Origin of the sequence: Gabonia massiliensis (assembly GCF_001403595.1) — a bacterium.
Taxonomy (GTDB): Bacteria; Bacteroidota; Bacteroidia; order Bacteroidales; family Coprobacteraceae; genus Coprobacter; species Coprobacter secundus.
On the sequence record NZ_LN877939.1, the window covers coordinates 565,606 to 587,767 of the forward strand.

13 protein-coding genes are annotated in these 22,162 nt (G+C 34.9%); 1 reads left to right on the forward strand and 12 read right to left on the reverse strand.

Features of this window, described 5'->3' with window-relative positions; genetic code table 11:
- Window positions 1-222: 222 nt before the first annotated feature.
- From BN2628_RS07130 to BN2628_RS07175, 10 genes are all read right to left on the reverse strand, one after another.
- Entirely contained in the window at window positions 223-1,221 is a 999-nt protein-coding gene (locus BN2628_RS07130) for a hypothetical protein (RefSeq protein WP_154668416.1), read from the reverse strand.
- A 23-nt stretch (window positions 1,222-1,244) separates the two neighbouring features.
- Window positions 1,245-1,781: a hypothetical protein gene (locus BN2628_RS07135; protein ID WP_021931384.1), complete on the reverse strand. Its 537-nt coding sequence runs from the start codon at window positions 1,779-1,781 to the stop codon at window positions 1,245-1,247.
- 191 nt (window positions 1,782-1,972) lie between these two features.
- On the reverse strand, window positions 1,973-3,373 hold the full coding sequence (locus tag BN2628_RS07140; RefSeq protein ID WP_074024042.1) for a sialate O-acetylesterase: 1,401 nt from the start codon (window positions 3,371-3,373) through the stop codon (window positions 1,973-1,975).
- Between the two features lie 137 nt (window positions 3,374-3,510).
- Window positions 3,511-4,494, reverse strand: a complete 984-nt coding sequence (locus tag BN2628_RS07145) for a DUF5017 domain-containing protein (protein WP_021931382.1) — start codon at window positions 4,492-4,494, stop codon at window positions 3,511-3,513.
- Window positions 4,495-4,513: 19 nt separating this feature from the next.
- Window positions 4,514-6,154: a RagB/SusD family nutrient uptake outer membrane protein gene (locus BN2628_RS07150; protein ID WP_055096604.1), complete on the reverse strand. Its 1,641-nt coding sequence runs from the start codon at window positions 6,152-6,154 to the stop codon at window positions 4,514-4,516.
- A 17-nt stretch (window positions 6,155-6,171) separates the two neighbouring features.
- Complete coding sequence (locus BN2628_RS07155; RefSeq protein ID WP_021931380.1) at window positions 6,172-9,303, reverse strand: SusC/RagA family TonB-linked outer membrane protein; 3,132 nt, start codon at window positions 9,301-9,303, stop codon at window positions 6,172-6,174.
- Window positions 9,304-9,878: 575 nt separating this feature from the next.
- Window positions 9,879-10,664: a UxaA family hydrolase gene (locus tag BN2628_RS07160; protein WP_055096608.1), complete on the reverse strand. Its 786-nt coding sequence runs from the start codon at window positions 10,662-10,664 to the stop codon at window positions 9,879-9,881.
- A 186-nt stretch (window positions 10,665-10,850) separates the two neighbouring features.
- A complete protein-coding gene (locus BN2628_RS07165; protein WP_021931378.1) occupies window positions 10,851-12,743 on the reverse strand; it encodes an ABC-F family ATP-binding cassette domain-containing protein in 1,893 nt (630 codons plus the stop codon).
- Between the two features lie 698 nt (window positions 12,744-13,441).
- Complete coding sequence (locus tag BN2628_RS07170) at window positions 13,442-16,558, reverse strand: beta-galactosidase, LacZ type (RefSeq protein WP_055097132.1); 3,117 nt, start codon at window positions 16,556-16,558, stop codon at window positions 13,442-13,444.
- Between the two features lie 221 nt (window positions 16,559-16,779).
- Window positions 16,780-19,320: a DUF5686 and carboxypeptidase-like regulatory domain-containing protein gene (locus BN2628_RS07175; protein ID WP_044228032.1), complete on the reverse strand. Its 2,541-nt coding sequence runs from the start codon at window positions 19,318-19,320 to the stop codon at window positions 16,780-16,782.
- A 197-nt stretch (window positions 19,321-19,517) separates the two neighbouring features.
- Here BN2628_RS07175 and BN2628_RS07180 point away from each other — a divergent pair, with 197 nt between their 5' ends.
- Window positions 19,518-19,985, forward strand: a complete 468-nt coding sequence (locus BN2628_RS07180; RefSeq protein WP_044228029.1) for a CYTH domain-containing protein — start codon at window positions 19,518-19,520, stop codon at window positions 19,983-19,985.
- Window positions 19,986-20,046: 61 nt separating this feature from the next.
- Here the strand turns inward: BN2628_RS07180 and BN2628_RS07185 are convergent, their stop codons facing one another.
- Complete coding sequence (locus BN2628_RS07185) at window positions 20,047-20,757, reverse strand: hypothetical protein (protein ID WP_044228026.1); 711 nt, start codon at window positions 20,755-20,757, stop codon at window positions 20,047-20,049.
- A gap of 8 nt (window positions 20,758-20,765) precedes the next feature.
- Window positions 20,766-22,133: an endonuclease I family protein gene (locus tag BN2628_RS07190; protein ID WP_052431495.1), complete on the reverse strand. Its 1,368-nt coding sequence runs from the start codon at window positions 22,131-22,133 to the stop codon at window positions 20,766-20,768.
- Window positions 22,134-22,162: the final 29 nt, after the last annotated feature.

A 22,162-nucleotide genomic window follows, 5' to 3' on the forward strand; every position in this document is an offset into this window, starting at 1 on the left:
CTTTTTTTGATAATAAAATGTAAATAAAATATATAAATTCATATTTACAAGCCTATACTGCTATCCAATTACAAAAATATAAGTTGAATAACAAATTCCGAAAAAGTAAGATATAAAAAATAATACTCTTTACTTCTCCGGAATTTTCTTAAAAACAATAATTATTCTTACTGCTAACAATAACTAGCATCCACTTTCCTCAAACTCTATAAGCAATACCAGTTATCGAACCATTACTTTTGCTACTCCTGCACTTGTTTTTACAAAATATATACCTTTCTCTATGGAAATTACAACAGAACCAGAAAATGTGCCTTCACAAACTAATTTTCCAGACAAATCACACACTATATATTTATCGCCCACAACAGCTTTGTCAATATATATCTTACCATCTACAGCATAAGCAATAATCTTATTATCTGAAACTCCATTCGAAACAGATGATATTTCTGAATAGGGTGTAATCACCACATCATCAAAACGGAAATCTCTTGTCGTTCCCGTTTTCGTAACAGCAAATTGGATATACACCTCACCTTCCTCATTCACAGGAATTTCAACTTTTTTCCATTCTCCAACTTCAGGAAATTCATAAGTAGCAGCATCTTCCGACATTAAAGGAACCCACCCTGTATTCCCATCTTTTGATTTTTTGATTTGAAATGTCGACAATTTTTTTGAATTATTCAAATTATCCTGAGTTATATAGAATGTCAAAATTCCAGCACTCGGTACAGTAAATGTCCAATACGACGCATTTGCATTATTGCTGGTACGACAACTTCTGTTGCCAACCTGTTCCCCATGATTGGCATCACCATCAAGATAAAAACTTCCTGCAACACCAGAACCTTCTTCAGTAAATCCTTCTATAAAACTATCCGACTTAACAAAAACAACTGTATAAGTTTGTATATCCTCACCTTTAGTAACAACAACAGTTGCCGTACGTTCAGTCTCTGTTCCTATAATAGACTTTGCTTGCGTTACTTGGGTTCCACAATCTTCAGCAGGAGTAGCTTCTACTTTTGGGACCACCATTTGTGTTACCGGCAAGATAACCTCATAATAAGTCTTAGCCGGGTCAAAACCTACCACACTATTCAATTTTAATGATGTATCTTCACTAAAACGAATACCCAATTTTGTTAATGTCTGAGCATTACTTGTTACAGTTAGTAAAAAAACAGACAAAACTAATACGTATAACTTTTTCATTTCTTTAGATTTAAAATTAAACATTATTTCTTTGTCAAAGTAATATCATCGATAAGAAGCTTATCTGCAGCATTCAAACAAATAAAGAGCTGATATATATCGGCTTCCTTAATATCAAAATCCAATGTATATGCCTCCCATTTTTTATTATTGATTATTTCTATTTTAGGAGTACCCACCACATTTACATCATTAGTATGGCTACCGGCTGCTTCATCTTTCTTTGTAAAAGAAACAAAACGCACTTCACCTCTGCCCTTCACATATAGAGTCAACGAATATTTTCCCTCTTCAAGTTTCACTGGAAAAGAAAAGAAGCGACGATTATCATGCTCTCTTTGTGGCTCAAAATCTATTTGTAAAGCATACTTTCCAGAATGAGCATTTTTTGATTGTGAATACAATCCAGCTTCAATATCATTATAATATGCTCCCCAACGAACAGGCATAGCTGCACCATTTTTCCACTCTTCCATTCCTCCATTTCTTAATTCAACTTTCTGAGCAAATACGCTTACAGAAAAAACAGCGAATAATATCGCAAACATTTTCTTTTTCATGATTTTCCATTTTTAGTTAAGAACTACATAACAAAGGAAACCTGTTTCAACACCAATTAATAGCCAAAATCGTCTAAATAATTTGATACAAAAGTGTAATTAAATTTTATCTGATATCTTGCTCACAACAAATTATAAAATATTGTATGTCATACTCCATTTACAAAAAAATAAATAAGAGTCTTCCACCTTTATTCTGTCCAATCATCAGTTCTAAAAGAAGAAACAGGCAGCCCTTGAGTGCTAAAAATCTCTCCCGGAGCATATTCATCAAAAGCATATCTTACAGCTACCGGTTCAAATACATCGTGGGCTGATACCCGCATTGTATTTTCAAAAAAACTGACATTAGCTTTATACCATTTCTTATTTTTTCCAGCAATATAGACTCCTTTTACCTCCCCATTCTTAGCTATCAATCCATTGGGAGCATCATTAAAAGATATAATAGCAACATTCCCTTCGACTTTCATTCCTTTCACTGTCGGACTTTTGTATTTAAAGCCTTTTATTCCATAAGTTTCGGCCAATGCCCAATATGCCAATCTCTCACCGACTTCTTGTTTCTTATCTGGATGTATACAATCGGGACTATCTGCATCCATTGTCACTACCATACCTGTATTAGGGACAATACTCATACATTTTCCTTGTGCTTCTCTAAAAAAAGCCTGATTTTTAGAATGTTTATAAGGAGCTATCTGACAATAATAAAATGGAAATTCTCCCACTCCCCATTGCATTCTCCACTCTCTAACCATAGACTTAAACAAATCTATATACAAATTAGGAATAGCCACATCAGTTTCTCCTTGATACCATATCGTACCTCTTATTCCATATCCGATAAGAGGATGAAGCATAGCATTATATAATACAGTAGGACTATGAACCGGCTTCTTTATCTCAGCCTTACTTTTTGCTGGATAAATATCAAACCCTGCTAAATTCTCTTTGCTCATCCATGCCTTAATCGAAGATCCTCCCCATGTTGTAATAAGCAGCCCTACCGGAACATCTTCCACTTGATTAAGCAATCGCCCAAAATAATAAGCAACAGCACTGGTACGAGCGATAGACTCAGGAGAAGCTTCTTCCCATATCCCCGTACAATCATCTAATGGAGATAAATCATAATTCCTCTGTACAGTAAATACTCGTATATTTTTATTTTTCGCTCTAACTATTGCATCTTGAGAATTTCGAACAGGTTGTAAAGAAAAGCCCCTCATTGGCATCTCCATATTAGACTGTCCAGAACACAACCAAACTTCACCTATAAGGACATTATTCAAGACTTTTTCTTTCCCATCACTGATTTTAATAGTATAAGGTCCCCCTGCATCCGGAGTTTGCACTTTAAGTTTCCATTTTCCATTCTCATCTGCAAGAACTGTATAAGATTTTCCATTCCATGACGTTTTCACTACTACACGTTTTTGAGGTGACGCCCACCCCCAAATAGCAGCATGCGAACGTTGTTGTAAAACCATATTATCTCCAAATATAGTCGGCATCTTTATTTCCGCCATCCCGTTTAAACCAAAGCATAAACAAACCGATAATAGCGTTATAAAATAAATATATTTCATACGTGTATGTTTTTATTTCTTAAAAAAATTCCTCTATTACAATTTAAGACTAATAAACGTACAGAGAATAGCCAATTAACCGGAAAAACACACGATTAATCAACCGCCATTTTCGTTCCCATACCTTTTATTGTCGATTAATCTATTATTTTTATAGTAAGTTCCTTTACAACCATCTCTTTTTCTGAAAAACGAGAATTAAAAGCAACAAAAGTCACTGTAAACATACCTGTTGTATTATATATATACTGGTAATCTCTGATACGATCATCGTCATAAGCCTTTATCCCCTCACCCAGATCAGGAGAGACCGAAGTCAAATCGATCGCTTCAGTTACAGCCCAGTCATCATAAGCCACACTCGATGAATAACCAATATAAATACGATTATCCGTAACTGCATTACGGATGTCCCATACCCTGTTTGATGCAGAACCCCCATTCGATAAATAAGGATCAGTACCTATAGGAGCATTAAAATCATATACAATCCACCCTGCATTCCCTGTATTCATCACGGAATAAGAAGTTCCGTCCGCCTCATTATTTATAGATAGATTTTTTACCTGATAACGTGGCCATTCCCCCGAATTTTTAGGACGTACGCAACGAAAAGCAACATACAAAGGCTTTCCCGCATATTCTCCTAAATCTATTTTAGGAGTAGAGTTTGTAGTATTAGGTATTACAGGAATATTACATTGGTCGCTTATATCTATCCACGTAGCCTCTTGTATCCTTTGAGCATCGATTTTCGAATCTTTTGTGAACCCCTTAAAATCAGATGAAAGTAGTACTTTCAAGCTTCCATCCGGCATACCTGATCCCTCCAGTTCCACATCAAATTGCATATAAGGAGAACCATCAATTGATGTTCGGTTTCTATGTTTATACATCATTCCCGGCTCACCCGAATAAAACGTTATCATATCAGCTTGTGCATCGATATTAAATTTTATATTCTCTCCTTTTCTAAATACCGGAATATTATTTTCATCGATTGTCACAGCATTCTCAGTATCCACACTTATCTTTAACGTCGGTATTTCCAAATCCAAATTATCACAAGATGACCCAAATAGAAGACTGATACCTGCCAACAAAAATATATTTTTAGTCATTTTTACTTTAATTTTAAAATTACCAATACTTGTTTTGTTTCATTTTATTATTCAAATTCAACTCGCTCTGAGGAATAGGAAATAATAAATACTTCTCCGTCATTTTACTGGCAATGGCTGCCATTTTCGTCCGTTGATTAGCATCACTTGTACGCCCATTACCTACATTTCCGGTTTCATAAGGTTCCGCTGCAGCTTTTTGCATTTCCTGAACATAAATTCCCCACCGAATAAGGTCATGTTTCCGAATCCCTTCAAAACACAGCTCTCGAGCTCTCTCATCTCTAATTATCTGACGTAACTCATCTGCACCGGTAACTGTAATTTTTGTGTCATCCGTTGTACCTGTTGTGTAACATTTTACTCCAGCACGTTCCCTTACCTGATTAAGCGCAGCAAGAGCAACATCTGTTGCCCCATGCAACTCATTCTCAGCCTCAGCAATCATAAGCAGCACATCTGAATATCTCAATATAGGGAAATTAGTTGTACTGTAATTTTTCGTTTTAGGTTTCACACTTTCTTCTTCTCTTCTCCATTTTGCAGCACAACGCTCAGCAATAGATGTAAAAGATGTCGTTTTCTCATCATACTTGTTTACATCTGTTGTATTGAACTTATACGGAGCTATACTCCGCATCTTTCTTTTATCAGTATCATCAAATAAATCCCACAACTTCAAGCGAGTACGAATATATCCATATGAATATCCCAAATCATCCTTATCTGAATAACAAATAATTCCATTTGTAACCCCTATCCAACTATATTTATCACTCTTTCCCGGATCTGTCGTAGAATTCCCAACAAAATTAGCTTCCCACATACTTTCTCTATATTGTACATCTTGTATATCTTGAGAATGATTTATAAATATTTGATCATAATCACGATTCAACATGTGTAAATGACTTAATTCCACTTGCTGAGCCCAATAGAGAGCCTTCTCATACATATCCTCTCCCATATACAATGGATAACCAGCCATCTTCAAATAAATACGGGCAAGGATACCCTGAGCCACTGTCGTACTTACACGTGATACATGGTTGTAACTATCAGCAGGGTTAAGCATGTCTTTTTCAAGTATATCCTCAATCTCCTTAACAACAGTCTGAAATATTTCCTTTTGCGAAGTTGGTGCAATATTAACCTCAGAGACTTTTTTGCTAGAAACCATCTTCAAAGGCACTGCTCCCCAATTATCAGCCAACAAATAATGATAATATGCCCTCAGGAAACGAGTTTCTCCAATATACTTATTCCGAACTGTTTCTTCCAATCCATCCACCTTCCCAATATTTTCTAACAAAACATTTGACCGCTCTATCCCTTCATACAAACTATTCCACAAATTGGCTAAATGAGGCTGCGCCGGGGTGTAATTCCAACTACAAAGGCGATTTATGATATCAGCCTCACTTTGGTTCCAATAACACAAATCATCCATTGCACCATCAATAACCAAATACCGTCCATAAGTATTCTGGCTACCCAATACAGAATATATAGCACCTAAAGAATTTATGACATCATCTTCTGTTTTATAATAACTCTCTATTGAAAGAAAATCCTTTGGATTAGTATCCAGCAAATCACTACAAGCCGCAAACAAAGAAACAGATACAGCCAAACCTATATATATTATCGTCTTTTTCATCAGTATTTTTTATTTAATTATTTCAAACTCATATTCAACCCTATAGAGAAAGTTCTTGCACGAGGATATGCTGAAAAATCAAATCCAGGAGTCAGTACATTATTGCGTGTCGATACTTCAGGATCCATTCCCGTATATTTTGTCCATGTCCATAAATTCTGTCCTGATACGAAAATTCTCACATTCTGCAGATACAGTTTATTTGCAATTTTTTTCGGCATGTTATAGCCTAAAGTCACCGTTTTTAATCTTAAATAAGAACCATCCTCAATACCATATGTAGAATAGTACCCTCCCGAGCCTTCATTGATACGAGGAATATCACTATTCGGGTTTTCCGGTGTCCAACGATTAATGTAAGAAGCAAACATATTGGAATTAGGCATATAATAACGCTCAAACATATATTTATTCGCATTAATAATATCATTTCCATAAGACCACTGAAAAAATATACTTAAATCAAAATCTTTATACCGAAAAACATTGGTAAATCCTCCTGTATGAATCGGTGTTCCTCTCCCAATAATGGTACGATCATTATCATCAATAACACCATCGTCATTGATATCTCTATATTTCATATCTCCAGGCTGGACATTTTTGCGAGCACCTGGATAAGCGATATTATCTTTCAAATAATATGTATCCCCAGTACGAGTAAAATCATCATACTTATAAGTTCCTTCATAAACAAAACCATACATCTGACCCAAAGGTTCTCCTATACGAGCTATATACGCAGGTTGAGATTGCCAGTTATATTCCCACCATACCGAACTTACAATGGTTTCCTGATTTTCTGTCAATGCCAGCACTTTATTCTTGTTAAATGCTATATTAAAATTGGTTTCCCAAGAAAAATCCTTCGTTTTGACATTTAATGTATTCAATGTCAGTTCGAGACCCCGATTTTCAACTTCGCCTATATTTTTATACGAAGTTGCGTAACCGAATGAACCTGGTAGTTGAGCATTCAATAACAAATCTCTTGTTCGTTTCAAATAAAGGTCTCCTGTAAAATTAATCCGGTTATTAAATAACTTCAAATCTAAACCAATATTACTTTGCATTGTAGTCTCCCATTTCAAATCAGGATTCCCCATTACAGTCTTTGCCGTACCTAAAATAGGTGTATTTCCAAAATAATATTTGTTAGGTTTATCCGCTGTAATCTGCGGAAGTGAAGCATATTCACTTACCCGATTATTCCCTGTCAACCCCCAACTAACGCGAAGCTTGGCATCATTTATAAATTTTAGGCCTTTCATAAATTTTTCTTTATTGAAACGCCACATTACCGATGCCGATGGAAAATATCCCCATTTATTACTATCAGAAAATTTTGAAGAACCATCGGCTCGCATAGTCGCTGTCAAATAATACTTCCAATCATAATTATAATTAAACCGAGCATACCCTGAAGCCAGCACCCAATCATTTCGATAGGTTTCCATACTATAAAATTCTCCTTGATCCAAACCACTCATACCCAATTGCTCATAAGGAACTTGTTGCATACGAACATATGTATATACCCTATCTCCTTTTTGTACCGAAAAGCCTCCCAAACCTTCAACTGAATGTTTCCTAATTTTCTTTTTATAAGTCAGCGTATTTTCAGAAACCCAACTCATTTTTTCATCATAAGCCATTCCTCCGTTGACACCCAGCGTCGTAGTCACCGGATTACCGCTTCGGGTTTTGGAATTATTGAACGTATCATTTCTCGAATTATCTTTTGAATAACCAATTGTTGAACGAAATTTCAAATCATATGGTAAGGAAATATCCACATATCCATTAGTCATGAAATAAGTATAATTACGATTATCTATCTCATTATTCATAGCTACAATAGGATTGATACGATAATTATCTTGTGTATTCAATATTGGGTCAAACAAGTCATTTTCTAAATCAAAATTACTGGAACCTGTTACCGGTCTATAAGCCCATGTATTCTGCAATAAACTATAAGTTCCAGAACCTTCAGACAGCCAAGGCCCATAATATTTAGTTTGTGAATAAGATGCCTTTACCCCTATTTTTAACCACTTTCTTACATCCTGATCTACAGAAACACGCCCCTGATAACGTTTAAATCCCGAATTAATTACTACACCACGCTGATCTGTATACGAAAATGAAGCACTATACTTCGTATTTCCTGACCCAGACATTAAAGATATTCCATGTTTTTGAGTAATAGCCTGCCGAAATAGTTGCTCTTGAAAATCAGTCCCTGTACCCCTATAATCATCAAGTGTTCTTCCATCAAAAAAATAATATTTTTCCATTGTTTCCGGACCAAAAACCTCCCCTTGCATCTTAACAAACTCATAACCATCCATTAAATCCATGGTTTTAGCAACATTCTGCACACCAAAATATCCATTATAAGTAAGTGTCGGTTTAGATGCCGTCCCAGACTTTGTCGTAATCAAAATAACCCCATTTGCCCCTCTTGCCCCATAAATAGCTGTCGCTGAAGCATCTTTCAATATTTCCATTGATTCAATGTCACTGGGATCGACAACACTGCTTAATGATGATTCCACCGGAAATCCATCAATAACATACAACGGTGAATTACTTTGTGTTATAGAATTAGCCCCTCTAATAATAATAGAGGCATCTACACCTGGTGTTCCATCAGAAGCAACAACATTAACCCCTGCAACACGACCCGCCAAAGATTCATCAAACGTAGGAACCGCAGCTTTCTGCATTTCCTTAATATCGACTTTATCCACTGATCCCGTAAGGTCTCGACGCACAACTGTACCATAACCCACCACAACAACCTCATCTAAAGACTGAGCCTCTTCGTTCAACGTAATTTTCAATGTTTCTGATTTTTTCACCAAGACTTCTTTTTTATTAAATCCAAGATAAGAAAAAAGGAGAATCGGATTTTTCACGGTATTTGGAACTAAAATAGAAAATTTCCCATCTATATCAGTTATCGCGCCAATCTTCGTATCCTTTACCATAATATTTACACCAACAAGAGGCTCATCTGTTATATCTACAACACTGCCTTTTATTGTAATCTGTGACAAAATATTTGGTGCAAACAAAAGCAACATACTTATAAATAAACTCCTGTTCAAGATATAAATCAATCTACTCCTCGTCTTTTTCATAATATTTCATTTGTATTCAACTTATAAATCATACTAACATTAATAACCAGAAAAATACACAAAAAGAACATTCTTCTCATTAAATTCTTATTCTATATCATCTATTATACGGTGATACAAAAACATTAATATATATTTTCGTTTATATATTATAAAATACGTTTGTACAGAATTGAACTGTTTACTTTTTGTATGGAAACAAAATTATACTCACACAGCAATAGAATACGGAAGAAAAGTCCAAATAATTTGATAAAATATGATATTCAAGGCTATTTTTATGTTATTTCATTTAAAATATCGTATTCTATCAAAATCCCTATTTCTATCTATTCATCCAATAAATTAGAAAAATCCCCCCTAATCAAGCAATAAATAATGATTAATCAATAATATATATAATAACGAATAATCAATCCTAATATTATAGAACCTTATATAAACCCATACAATCCACTATAATCAACAACCTCAACATTTTTAAAATTATCGATAGCTGTAGTGAATAATTACACCCTAATATTCGATAGTATCACAATCATAATATCTATAAGACCAAAGATAATTCGCTACTTTCAATCAAGCCGTAATTTTGATAAAGGAATCTCTGTGATTTCATTTTTAGATGCACGTATATATAATTCTTTAAGGAGCTTCAAACAAGATTTTTGCCCAGTTTTATTATCTTTTACTGATATAAAACGAATACGTCCAGAATCATATTTTCCTAAAAATTTTTTAAATGACTCTATTTTATCAAAATCGTTCTCTGACGCAATTACCAAAACTCCTCCGGCATTAGGATGGCACACCAAATCTTTTAAAATTTTATATGAATAACTATTTGGCTCAGGATGGCTAAACAATACCCTATTATATGGAAAAGGAACTATAAAATTAATACCATTACCATCCATTGTCGAACGCAAAGAATCGGCCAGCTCATATATTAAAGACGTCACATTTTCAGAAGCAGCAATAATCCACACATCGTTTCTTACCCCAGCTTCTCCACTCTTCCTTAAATATCCTTTACAAATATCCTGATTCCAAAGACTTGACAAATCTACCTGATGAGTTTTACGAGTATCTTGGATACCTGTCGGACAAATACGCGCATTTTTCTCATTTATCCATTCACCTCGATCTATATAATCTGTGACATAACCAATAGGACAACCATATTTTATAATATAATCTCCTGCTTCAAGATTAAGAAGAGCTATTTTTTGTCCAGCAGGAATATCTCTAGGAAGAATAATATCCCATCCATCAACATTCAATCTTTTCCCAGCACGAAGAGGTACTACAGCTACAGCCACATTATCGTCGGGATTCACTTTCAGGCATAGGTCACACATCTCTTTATCTTAACAATTTAAAATCTACATTATAATAGTAGAAAAGATATTAATTAAATTGAGTTTTCAAATTTATAAATTTTATTTTAAATAAAGACACCAACAACAACTACAACTCATCTATTCATATAATATTATTTTCTTATTATAAATAAAATACATACTTACTAATCCATCTTTTTTAGTCTATTGCATTTCACTCAACTCCAACCAACGCATTGTTTTTTCATCTATTAAATCAATAAGAACAGCAATACGATTTGATTTTTCGATTAATTCATCTGTCGGTAATACTCCAGAACTCATCTCTGTCTCAAGACAAGACTTTTCCTCTTCAAGCATTGGTATTTGTTTTTCCAATTCTTCAAACTCCTTGCGTTCCTTAAACGTCAATTTCCGCTTACCTGTATCTTGAGCATCATTTCGCTTATACAGAATTTTTTCATTTGCATTACTTTTCTTTATTTGAGCATTAAGTTCCGACCTTTCTTTTTGTTCCTGAAAATCTTTCCACTCCCGATAATCGGTATAGCTTCCAGGAAAATCTTTCAATTCAGCATTACCCTTAAACACCAATAAATGGTCTACAACTTTATCCATGAAATAACGGTCGTGAGAAACGACAATCACACACCCCTTAAATGTTCTCAAATATTCTTCTAAAACATTTAACGTTACTATATCCAAATCATTAGTAGGTTCATCAAGTACCAAAAAATTAGGATTACTGATAAGAACTGTACATAAATACAATCTTCGTTTCTCACCTCCACTTAATTTATAAATATAATTATATTGTGTTTCCGGTGTAAACAAAAAGTGTTGCAAAAATTGAGAGGCTGACAATTTCTTTCCATCTCCCAATGAAATTTCTTCTGCAATATTTCGTACAGCATCGATTACTCTCATTTGCTCATCAAACTGAAGACCATCTTGACTATAATACCCAAAACGAACTGTTTCACCTATCTCTATTTCCCCTTCATCCGGGGATACCAACCCCATGAGCATTTTTATAAAAGTAGATTTTCCTGTTCCGTTATTGCCCACAATCCCCATCTTTTCATAACGGGCAAATACATAATTAAAATCTTCCAGAATTTTTAATTCTCCAAATTTCTTAGATAAATGCTTTGCTTCAAATATCTTAGATCCTATATAAGAAGATTTAATTTCCAATTTTACATTTCCTAAAGATTTTTCCTGTCGAGCTTTTTCTTCTAACTCATGAAATGCATCTATTCTATATTTTGCTTTTGTTCCCCTGGCCTGAGGCTGACGGCGAATCCAATCAAGCTCTGTTCGCAACAAATTATTAGCTCGGTCTATCGCAGCATTTTGAGCATCTACTCTTTCTTGGCGTTTTTCAAGATAATAACTATAATTCCCTTTATAATTATATAGTCGACGATTATCAATTTCTACAATTTCATTGCAAACTCTATCCAAAAAATAGCGGTCATGAGTGACCATTAGCAAACTCACATTCGTTCTTTTCAGATAATCCTCCAGCCATTCCGTCATTTCCAAATCTAAATGATTTGTCGGTTCATCTAAAATCAATAAATCGGGTTCAGCTATTAGTACGTTTGCCAAAGCGACCCGTTTCAATTGCCCTCCAGAAAGGTGTTCTATTTTTTGAGTAAAATTATTTATTTTTAATTGAGATAATATTTGCTTTGCTTTTTGCTCATAATCCCAAGCCTTAAAATAATCCATTCTGCCTAATACCTCTTCTAATTTTGAATGGTCTGAAGAGTTTATTATCGATTCATACTCAGATATTAACTGAACTATCTCATTATCAGAATGAAAACATGCATCAAGGACTGACAATGCCGCTGGATATTTGGGATCTTGCTCCAGATAACCCACTTTTAAGTCTCTGCGAAACACAACTGATCCCGCCTCATAATCCTCTTTTCCTGCTATTATATTCAACAATGTTGTCTTTCCCGAACCATTTTTAGCAATCAACCCGATTCTTTCACCCTCTGCTATTCCAAAAGACAATTCATCAAAAAGCAATAAGTCTCCAAACGATTTTCTTAATCCATCAACCTGTAAATAACTAACCATTTTACTTCATACTGATTTTGAATGTAAAAGTAACAAATAATTCTGGAACAAGAGGAAAACTAAAAAGATTATATACCTACTCCAATCTATCCTATTTTCTTCATTAATATAAAAACATCATACCTAAAATAATTATATAATATAATATCCTATCTTTCCACCATCATAAATATATTACACAGATTCGGCACTAAATTTATGACCAAATCGTAACAAAATGGCAGATTTTCTAGTGTAAAATAGACACTTATACCAGTATTTTAACTGTTTTTTAGAAGAAAAGTAGCTTTTTGAATAAACTTTTCACACAAAAACAGTTTTTTAATAAATAAAAACTGTATCTTTGTCAAGTTATGAAAAAAGAGAAGAGAGAAAATTCTCTCGCCAATCTTGTTATCCTTCTATACTAAAAACACACACAAAACGCCGACATTATCCGTTACGTACGCAAGACTCCCCAAAACATTCGGTCGGGAATGTAAGGTCTTGCCGAGAAACATCTTCAAAAAAATACCTTTTTCGAAAATTATAAAAGAATATATATCATATTCTCTTTCGTATTTTCGAAATTTTATTTGTAGAAGAAATCTCTAAAAACCTTTTTATCTCTCAAACCTAATTTATCCATCAAAACACCTATAAATAAAAAAATGGGTTGCGGAATTTATCCGCAACCCATTTTTTACAAGATATTTTTCTTAATAAGCTGATTTTATTGGTATCATTTTAAATGTAAAAGTATAATCACCATAAGGAAGTCTATATTTTTCCAGTGGCAAAGCACCCCAACTGTTGATACAACCTAAACCCATTTGAGCCTTATCAATACAGAAATTCGTCAAAGATGCCTTTTCCACTTCAGCAGCATGACGCTGTATTTTCTTTTCCCCCTCATCAAGAGACTCTATTGTATAATGTAATGCAGAAGCTGAAAAAGGAGCATCCGAAATAAAACTCAACCCTGCTCCATCAATATTTGTCAAGTTCCACCAACGAATATCACTTTTTGTCCCTGTTTCTTGAGGACGGATATAAGGATAATATTGTTCGTCAACAGATTGTTTATATACACCTAACAATGTTGAATTTTTCCGGTCTGCATAATTTTCAATAGGACCTCTACCATAATACAAAATACGATTAAATGATTCCGGCATCTGTATTTGCATACCAAAACGGAACATATCCGGCACCTCAGCTGTCGAAGATGCTGTCATTTTCTGTGTTATAACGATTTCTCCCACATTATTAATCACATAGCTCAATTCCAACTGAGCCGATACAGAAGGCATATCATATAATGCTTTTACCTTAATCAACCCGTTTTCTTCCACAATATCTAAAGACTTAAGTACAAATCCTGGATTTTTCCATACTCTATATTTCATTTGCAAACCAGCCCCAAAATCATTATCCGTAGGAGCTCGCCAAAAATTAGGCTTCAAAACAGCACCATCACTTAACATCGAAACTCCATCTACTACATAATTACATAACCACCCAGTAGATTTATCAAATGCAATATCCAATATATCAGACTTTAATGTCAATTTATTACCCATATCTTTAACAACAGGTAATTGGACAGATGTATTTTTATCCTGAATTTTATTCTTTATAGTAATAGCAGGTATAACACCATCTTTTATTACCAATTGATTATAAGCAACTACATACCCTGCAGGCAATAACTCTTCTGCTGCTTTTTTCTTAAATTCAATATTCAATAACAATTCCTTATCCGAAGGTAACGATGCAAAATCATAATTAAGTTTTATTGAAGATGTTTGTTGAGGCAAGACATTCAAATCAGGAACAACACCTTCTTGAATAGAAACGCCATCGGCCAAAATTTTCCATTGGGCATATATACCAGCCAAATCAGTAAAGAAATTTTCATTATATACAGCAACCTCTCCCTTTTGCAAGTCAACAGGTGATGCCCATATAGACTGATAAATATGACGTACTTCATCAGCATGAGGATTCGGCCGACGGTCAGGGCTTATCAAACCATTATCACAAAAATTATAGTCCGAAGGATCATCATGATTATTAAAATCTCCGGCATAAGCATAAATATCTATTCCATTTTTATTCTTTACTCGAACAGACTGATCCACAAAATCCCAAATATATCCACCTTGATAATTCGGATATTTACGCACCAAATCCCAATATTCTTTGAAACCTCCTTCTGAATTTCCCATGGCGTGAGCATATTCACATTGAATCAAAGGCATAGGTGGATTATTCTTTAAATATTTCTCACATGCATCATAAGGTAAATACATCGGGCAATATATATCCGTATTACTACCCAACTCTGCACGTTCATAATGAACTGGCCGAGAAGAATCGGTTTCCTTTATCCATTTATAACATGCTGTAAAGTTAGGACCATCTCCAGCCTCGTTACCTAAAGACCATACAATGACAGATGGATGGTTCCAATTACGTTGGACATTACGCTGATTCCGCTCAAGATGAGCTTTTGCATAGGCTGGAACCTTTGCTAAAGTCTCTTTATCATATCCCATACCATGAGACTCTATATTAGCTTCTGCTACGACATAAATACCATACTTATCACACAAATCATACCAACGACTATCGTCAGGATAATGACAAGTACGAACAGCATTAATATTATGCTCTTTCATGATTTTAATATCTTGTATCATTCGTTCTACTGATACAACATATCCGCCACGAGGATCTATCTCATGACGATTAGCTCCCTTAAACAAAACAGGCTTACCGTTGATTAACAACTGGGCATTTTTTATTTCAACTTTGCGGAAACCGACATTTATTGGAATAACTTCTTTTACTTGACCATTTTTGGCTTTTAATGTCGCTGTCAGCACATATAAATTTGGAGTCTCTGAAGTCCATTTAGCCGGATTAGTAACAGCCATAGTCACTTGAGCTTTCTTACCTTTCGCTTTAATTGTTTCCGATTTCACAACCTGACCTGCCGCATCTTTCAAATCCAAAATAACTTGAGCTCCAGAAGCTTTACTCGACAATTCAACGTCTATATCCAAAACTCCATTCTGATATACAGCATCAAGGTCTGGAGTTACTCGAATATCTTTTATATATTCCTTATTTCTAACGTACAGATAGCAATCGCGTCCGACTCCCGAATATCGAAAAAAGTCTTGGTCTTCAAGATAAGTGCCATCACACCAACGAAATACCTGAAAAGCTATTACATTTTTACCAGGTTTCAAATATGGAGTCAAATTAAATTCAGCTTCCAATTTGCTATCTTCACTATAACCCACATATTTCCCGTTTACCCATAAATACATGTTAGATGTAACAGAACCAAAATGGGCAAATATTTCTTTGTCCTTCCATGATACAGGTATAGTAATCTCCCGACGATAAGACCCTACATGATTATTTTCTACCGGAACCTCTGGAGGATTATTTTTAAAATGTTTCCGCCAGGCATACCCAATATTCACATAAATCGGGTCACCATACCCATAAATCTCCCACATTCCGGGCACAGGTATTGTCTTCCACGAAGAGTCATCAAAATTATTTTTATAAAAATCTGTTGGTCGAATATCCGAATCTTTTACCCAATAAAACTTCCATGCCCCATTTAAAGTCATAAAATTGGACGATTGGCTTGGTTCCTGGTTACAAGCCACTTCCGAATTTTCATAAGCAAAATAATGGGAATGCATCGGCAGCCGGTTAACAGCATTTACACCCGGATCTTTCCACTCGTTTCCTTGAGCAAATACGCTCATACCGGCAATCAGAAAGCCGGCAAGAATGTTCTGTCGTTTCATTTTAATGGTATTATTGTGTGTTATCATAATATCGATACAAATATAAAAAGAATTCTTACTAAAGTGTTCCTTTTACATTTATTTCACATATTTAATTATAGATAAAACGACTTAACTTTCAAAATCTATATCAAATTTTTCTGATTAAAGATAAAAATGTAGATTATAAATCTTTTCTGAAATAATATATCTAAAAAATTTCTATAGGCCTCTACAATATTCTAAAAATTAAAATGCAAAGCTATACGAACTCCACTTTTACTTATATTAGGTAAATTCCGATAAGTCAATCTCCATACATAATCAATGCGTAAAACTGTAAAAATATTATCCAATCCGACACTTGCTTCCATATAAGGCATCTTACTCATCAATTGAGTTTCTTTAGGAAATATAAATATACTATTCTCAGGATTGTTCTTTTTCGTCAAATTTCCGTACAGCCCTCTAAAAGCAACTACTTCTCTCAATTTCAAATATTTAATCAAAGGTATACGATTCAGCAGAGCACCGTTAGCCCAATAAGTAAGGTCCCAAGAAACATACTCATCATTAATAAATTCCATAGGATTCATCAGTTCATACGACTCTTCTCGAATCGTATATGACAAATTTGCATTCGGAATTATCAACATAGGATAAGGAGCTTTATCCCAAACTTTTCCAGCCTTAATTAAAATATCGGTATATCCAAAAGCAGAAAACCAAAAACGCTTCTGTATGCCCAATTCCGTATGGTTTACATTATACTTGCTATCAAATATACCTTTAATACCAACCGTATGGCTCAGAGTAAATATAGGAGCATCTTTTGTAATAGGATAACGTGTCGTCTTAGTTTGATAAAATTTCTCATTCGGTGCGTAACGCAACTTTATTTCAGCTTCAGCTTGAGAATATTGTCTCAATCGAGTTCCATTCTGCAATATAAACTCCACTTGCGGTGAAGCAGTCGCATACTCCGTCATATAACGAGCATTCAATCCATATGAAAAACCACTTTCATGTTCTCTCAAATAGTTTATTTCCGATTTTCTCTCATATACACTCCTATCATCCTTCATACGCTTCAAAGATAGAAAGATATTATCCTTATTCGTATAAAGATAATGTTGTCCCAATTGATTCAAATCATAAGTATGCGATACTTTCAGAGAATGTATAGGAAATTCCCGAGCATGATATTTTTTCTTATTGAAAGAATATTCTACTTCCGCTGAATACTTAAATTTTTTATCTCTGGTACCATAAGCTACATATCCTCGTGTAAACCAGTTCGGACTAAGGTTGGCCGTCGTCAATCCACCTACCCTGAAACGGGCACCTTCGACACCATTTCCACTAATAGTCGTATTCATCGGTCCTATATCGAATTTACTATCCTTTGCCGTCTCGATATATCCTGAAACCAAAATTGATATAATCTTTTCCGTATAATAGAAAACCGGAACAGACCTCAATTTAACCAACAATTTATCTACGGCATTCTCTTTTGATTTAATAGGAATTTGCCGATTATCAGCCCAGTAGGCATCGGGCTTCACTTCTGCGTCATCTTCAACAATAACATTCCCCTCTTTCGAAAAAAGAGACATATCTTCCGGTGGCGAAAATTCATAATTATTATAACTTGTCAACCTTCGGGCATACAGACCTTGTGTTCCAGGAACTAACTGGAATTCTACAATCATATCGTCTTTCTCTTTAATACGGGTTCCATCTTTCGCACGACTATATTCCTGATTAATGGCCATATTACTTACATAATTCAAATTTATGTCTTTCGGCACATTTAATTTTATTTTCTTTACAAAATAGGTAGAATCAAGTGTAACATACAGATGCCCGGTAAACCCAAACGACTCGGAATTAAATGGAACAAAACCCAAATCAACACATTTTTCTCCATTAACATCCAATGTATCCAACAAATAATATTTATAGAAAGACGGTCCTATATTAGATAATGGACTTACAAATCGATTTAACATGATATTTACATCATTATTATAAATATCTACCTCTTTAAAGACCTCATCATAGAACTGTTGAAGACTTTCTTGATTAAACATTTCATCGATTCCAGCTCTTTTTATTCCGGTTACAAATTTCTTCTCTGTATGAGGATCTTTTCTGTAATAATTTTTCGCAACTTTTTCTTTAATGGACACAGTCAATATTGGTTTGCCTGATACCTCCGACGTATCCACATAATCGAATATAAACTGAAATTTCTTAAATAACCACTTTTTTTTCTGCTCCTCCGAAAAATCATTTAATGCCAATGTTAATTTTTCATATTCATCATATTGATAAAAATCCTGGTTTTTAGGACTATAATCATCTCTATGAGCAATCATTTTCTTCACAAATTCCACCGCCGGATTACCTTTCCTTCTATACTTTTCCTTTCCTGGGGTAATTACTACTTCCTTAACAGTATAAGATGCCGATAGCAAAGCAACATCTATATGGTTAGTAATTCCTTTACGTACCGGAACCGATTTTTCTACATATCCCAAAGACGAAAATACAACCTCTGTGCAGTTGCCTGTCGTACGCAAAGAATATTTACCGTTTTCATCAGTCATTCCTCCTACTTGGGTACCCTTCAAAAAAACAGAGACATACGACAAAGGCTCATGAGTCAACGAATCTGTCACAATCCCTGTCACAACTGTAGTTTGTTGTGCATACACCTTCACAGGCAATAATAAACACACAATGACTATATATAATGCAATTTTTATATTTTTGGTCATAAAGATATTTTCAATATTTTTTCAGCTCCGCAAATGTAGAGAAAATATTAAAACTATTCTAACTAAAAAAGTTTTCGCCAATTCAGTTTAACATAGTTTAATTTCTCATTCCCCAGATTTCATTTTATAAACTAAATATTCCACTCTATCTTTACAAAAAATCAAAATAAGTTAAAGCAACAGCACATTTCATCACAATGGGTAAAGAAATAGAACGCAAGTATTTAATTAAAACAGATAATTACCGAAGTTGTTCGAGTAAGAAGTATTACAAACAAGGTTACCTGTCTACATCAGAAGAACGAGTCGTACGAATACGTATAGTAGAAGAGAAAGGATTCATAACGATAAAAGGCAAAAATAAAGGTGCAACCCGATTAGAATACGAATATCAAATTCCAGTAAACGAGGCTAATGAACTCATTGACACATTGTGTATACATCCTATTATAGAAAAATTCCGCTATACTTGTAAAATAGATGACTTAACGTGGGAAATTGATGAATTTTTGGGTGACAATACAGGTCTTGTTATCGCTGAAGTTGAACTACCTGAAGAAAATTATCCTATAATCCTCCCCGATTGGATAGGGAAAGAAGTTACAGGCGATACCCAATATTACAATTCCAATTTAGTCAAACATCCATACAAAGAATGGAAATAACCCGGACTGAAAAAGAGAAGAAGACAAGCCTCTCATTTCCCTTATCTTCTTCTCTTCCCAATTAAAAAGCATCTGTCACGATACGAATATCCCTCCGACCAGGAAATTGAAATACTAACCAGACTTTGCCGTTCTTTATTTGCTTTATTTCTACTTTTTCTGAAATAAGATACTGGATATCCTGACCGGACTCTTTATAAACGACCAGACCATCATCCAAAATTCCCGAAGAGGTAAATGTCCCTAAAGCACTTGCCCTGAAAAATGAATCTTCATCATCTACCCAAGAATAATCATAGGTGACACTTCCCAAAGCAGATACACCTAAAGCATTGACATCTTTCTGCATAGAAAATACTCCTCCTTCTTGAGCATCCATTTTTATGGAGACATCTCTCCAGCCTTCAATACGGGAAGTCTCATCTTTTATAAAATCAGTTTCCAATTGCGCATTTTCTACAACTGTAATTGTACATGTTTGTTGATCTCCCCCTTCCCCTGTAACAGTCAATGTCGTACTACCTACCTTTATACCTGTTATATGCACTACTCCATTGCTTACAGATAGAGCAACAATCCGGTCATTTGATAACTCCGTAGTAAAATTTTCACTCCCCGAAACTTGTAATAATGCAGTTACTCCGACTTTTACATCCACTCTTGAAAAATTCAATTGTATAGGTGCATAAGTTTTATTATCTTCCTTACATCCTACCCAGAAAAGCAAAGATACAAGTATTCCTATTTTATATGTCACGCTTATATATTTCATAATTTACTTTATTTAACGATAATACGTATATTCCCACTATTCGATGCAGATTTCCATCTTATGACATGAGTACCTTTACCTGCTTCAGAAGGGCTAAAAGTATTTCCACTTACACCATCACCACTCCACGTCACTCCAGCATCCACAACATTAAGAAGCAGAGAAACCGAAGAATCAGAAACTGAATAGACAGACTTCAGACCGACCGGATATATTCTTTCTATTGAAGCAGGAGCACACACACCTTTCACCGGAATTGTTACTTTATTAAAGTTACTTCCAGAGAAAGTCAATAGTGCACTATGAATTCCAATAGAAGAAGGCGCATACGTTACCACATAACGAACTCCCCTATTTACTTCATCTGAAGACAAAGACGTTGTCGGCAATTTAAAGCAAGAATTTCCCTCTATCGAAACATCTACGGCAGACGATATCAACCCTCCTTTCACCATTAATGGCAGCTCTCTGGACTGGCCTAAATAAGCAACAGGAGCAACATATAATTCCCCATCGATAGGTGTACTGATGCCTGCACCAAAATAAAATATTTCTCCATAATGGTCTCCCCATATATATTCAACCAAATCCGGATAATCAATAAAGGGATTTCGATTATACTGGAATGAATATACAGCTTCATTCCTATTTTTTTCTTTTTGACTAACTGGGTCTTGACGATGCCATTTCAACAACAAACTTTTTCCATAGTCCGTCAATGTAGGATATGTATTACTGGCAAACATGGAAGTCACCGACCAAGTATAATCCTGATAACAAGTAACCAGATACAAATACATCCGAGCAAAATCACCTTTATACTCATCAGCCGGCTCAAAAGCCCGAGTAGTTGTTACTCCAATAGTAGCAATGCCTACTGTAGAAACTCCATTGCTAAAAGAGACCGAACCTGTTATTTCACCCAAAGGGTAATTCGATTTTGCTGAATTGGCACTGGCGTCAGAAGGAACCAAATGATGCAAATCGTAAGATGCATCTTTTTTGAATGGGGACTGAGAATCTCCCCACCAACTTTTAGGAGCACTGTGCTCGATGTTCATTTCTCGGTTCGAGCCGGATTGTCCGCTCGGGAAATAACGGACAATGTCAGAATACATATCCCAAATAGAACCCTCAGGGTGCCCTGTTATCCCAGAAGGATAAACATCACTTTTTCTAAAAACCGTCCACGTAGAACCATAGGCCGATCCGTAAGGAATTCGCTTATGTTCCTTCAGTATTTGGTAAAGGGAAGTCTTCAACTCAGCTCCCGATTTTCCACTTGCATTTGTATAATACCCTACAGGTATATCTGCAAATAAAAGTGAAACAATAAACAAAGATAAAAAGGTAAGATGAATACGCTTTCCGGTCATAAATGCGGATTTTAATTTATTAATAGGGC

What these genes read in the sequence shown, in the direction of transcription:
- BN2628_RS07130 (WP_154668416.1), bottom strand. Translation starts at nt 1,221, where the DNA reads ATGAAAAAGTTATACGTATTAGTTTTGTCTGTTTTTTTACTAACTGTA.
- BN2628_RS07135 (WP_021931384.1), bottom strand. Translation starts at nt 1,781, where the DNA reads ATGAAAAAGAAAATGTTTGCGATATTATTCGCTGTTTTTTCTGTAAGC.
- BN2628_RS07140 (WP_074024042.1), bottom strand. Translation starts at nt 3,373, where the DNA reads ATGAAATATATTTATTTTATAACGCTATTATCGGTTTGTTTATGCTTT.
- BN2628_RS07145 (WP_021931382.1), bottom strand. Translation starts at nt 4,494, where the DNA reads ATGACTAAAAATATATTTTTGTTGGCAGGTATCAGTCTTCTATTTGGG.
- BN2628_RS07150 (WP_055096604.1), bottom strand. Translation starts at nt 6,154, where the DNA reads ATGAAAAAGACGATAATATATATAGGTTTGGCTGTATCTGTTTCTTTG.
- BN2628_RS07155 (WP_021931380.1), bottom strand. Translation starts at nt 9,303, where the DNA reads ATGAAAAAGACGAGGAGTAGATTGATTTATATCTTGAACAGGAGTTTA.
- BN2628_RS07160 (WP_055096608.1), bottom strand. Translation starts at nt 10,664, where the DNA reads ATGTGTGACCTATGCCTGAAAGTGAATCCCGACGATAATGTGGCTGTA.
- BN2628_RS07165 (WP_021931378.1), bottom strand. Translation starts at nt 12,743, where the DNA reads ATGGTTAGTTATTTACAGGTTGATGGATTAAGAAAATCGTTTGGAGAC.
- BN2628_RS07170 (WP_055097132.1), bottom strand. Translation starts at nt 16,558, where the DNA reads ATGAAACGACAGAACATTCTTGCCGGCTTTCTGATTGCCGGTATGAGC.
- BN2628_RS07175 (WP_044228032.1), bottom strand. Translation starts at nt 19,320, where the DNA reads ATGACCAAAAATATAAAAATTGCATTATATATAGTCATTGTGTGTTTA.
- BN2628_RS07180 (WP_044228029.1), top strand. Translation starts at nt 19,518, where the DNA reads ATGGGTAAAGAAATAGAACGCAAGTATTTAATTAAAACAGATAATTAC.
- BN2628_RS07185 (WP_044228026.1), bottom strand. Translation starts at nt 20,757, where the DNA reads ATGAAATATATAAGCGTGACATATAAAATAGGAATACTTGTATCTTTG.
- BN2628_RS07190 (WP_052431495.1), bottom strand. Translation starts at nt 22,133, where the DNA reads ATGACCGGAAAGCGTATTCATCTTACCTTTTTATCTTTGTTTATTGTT.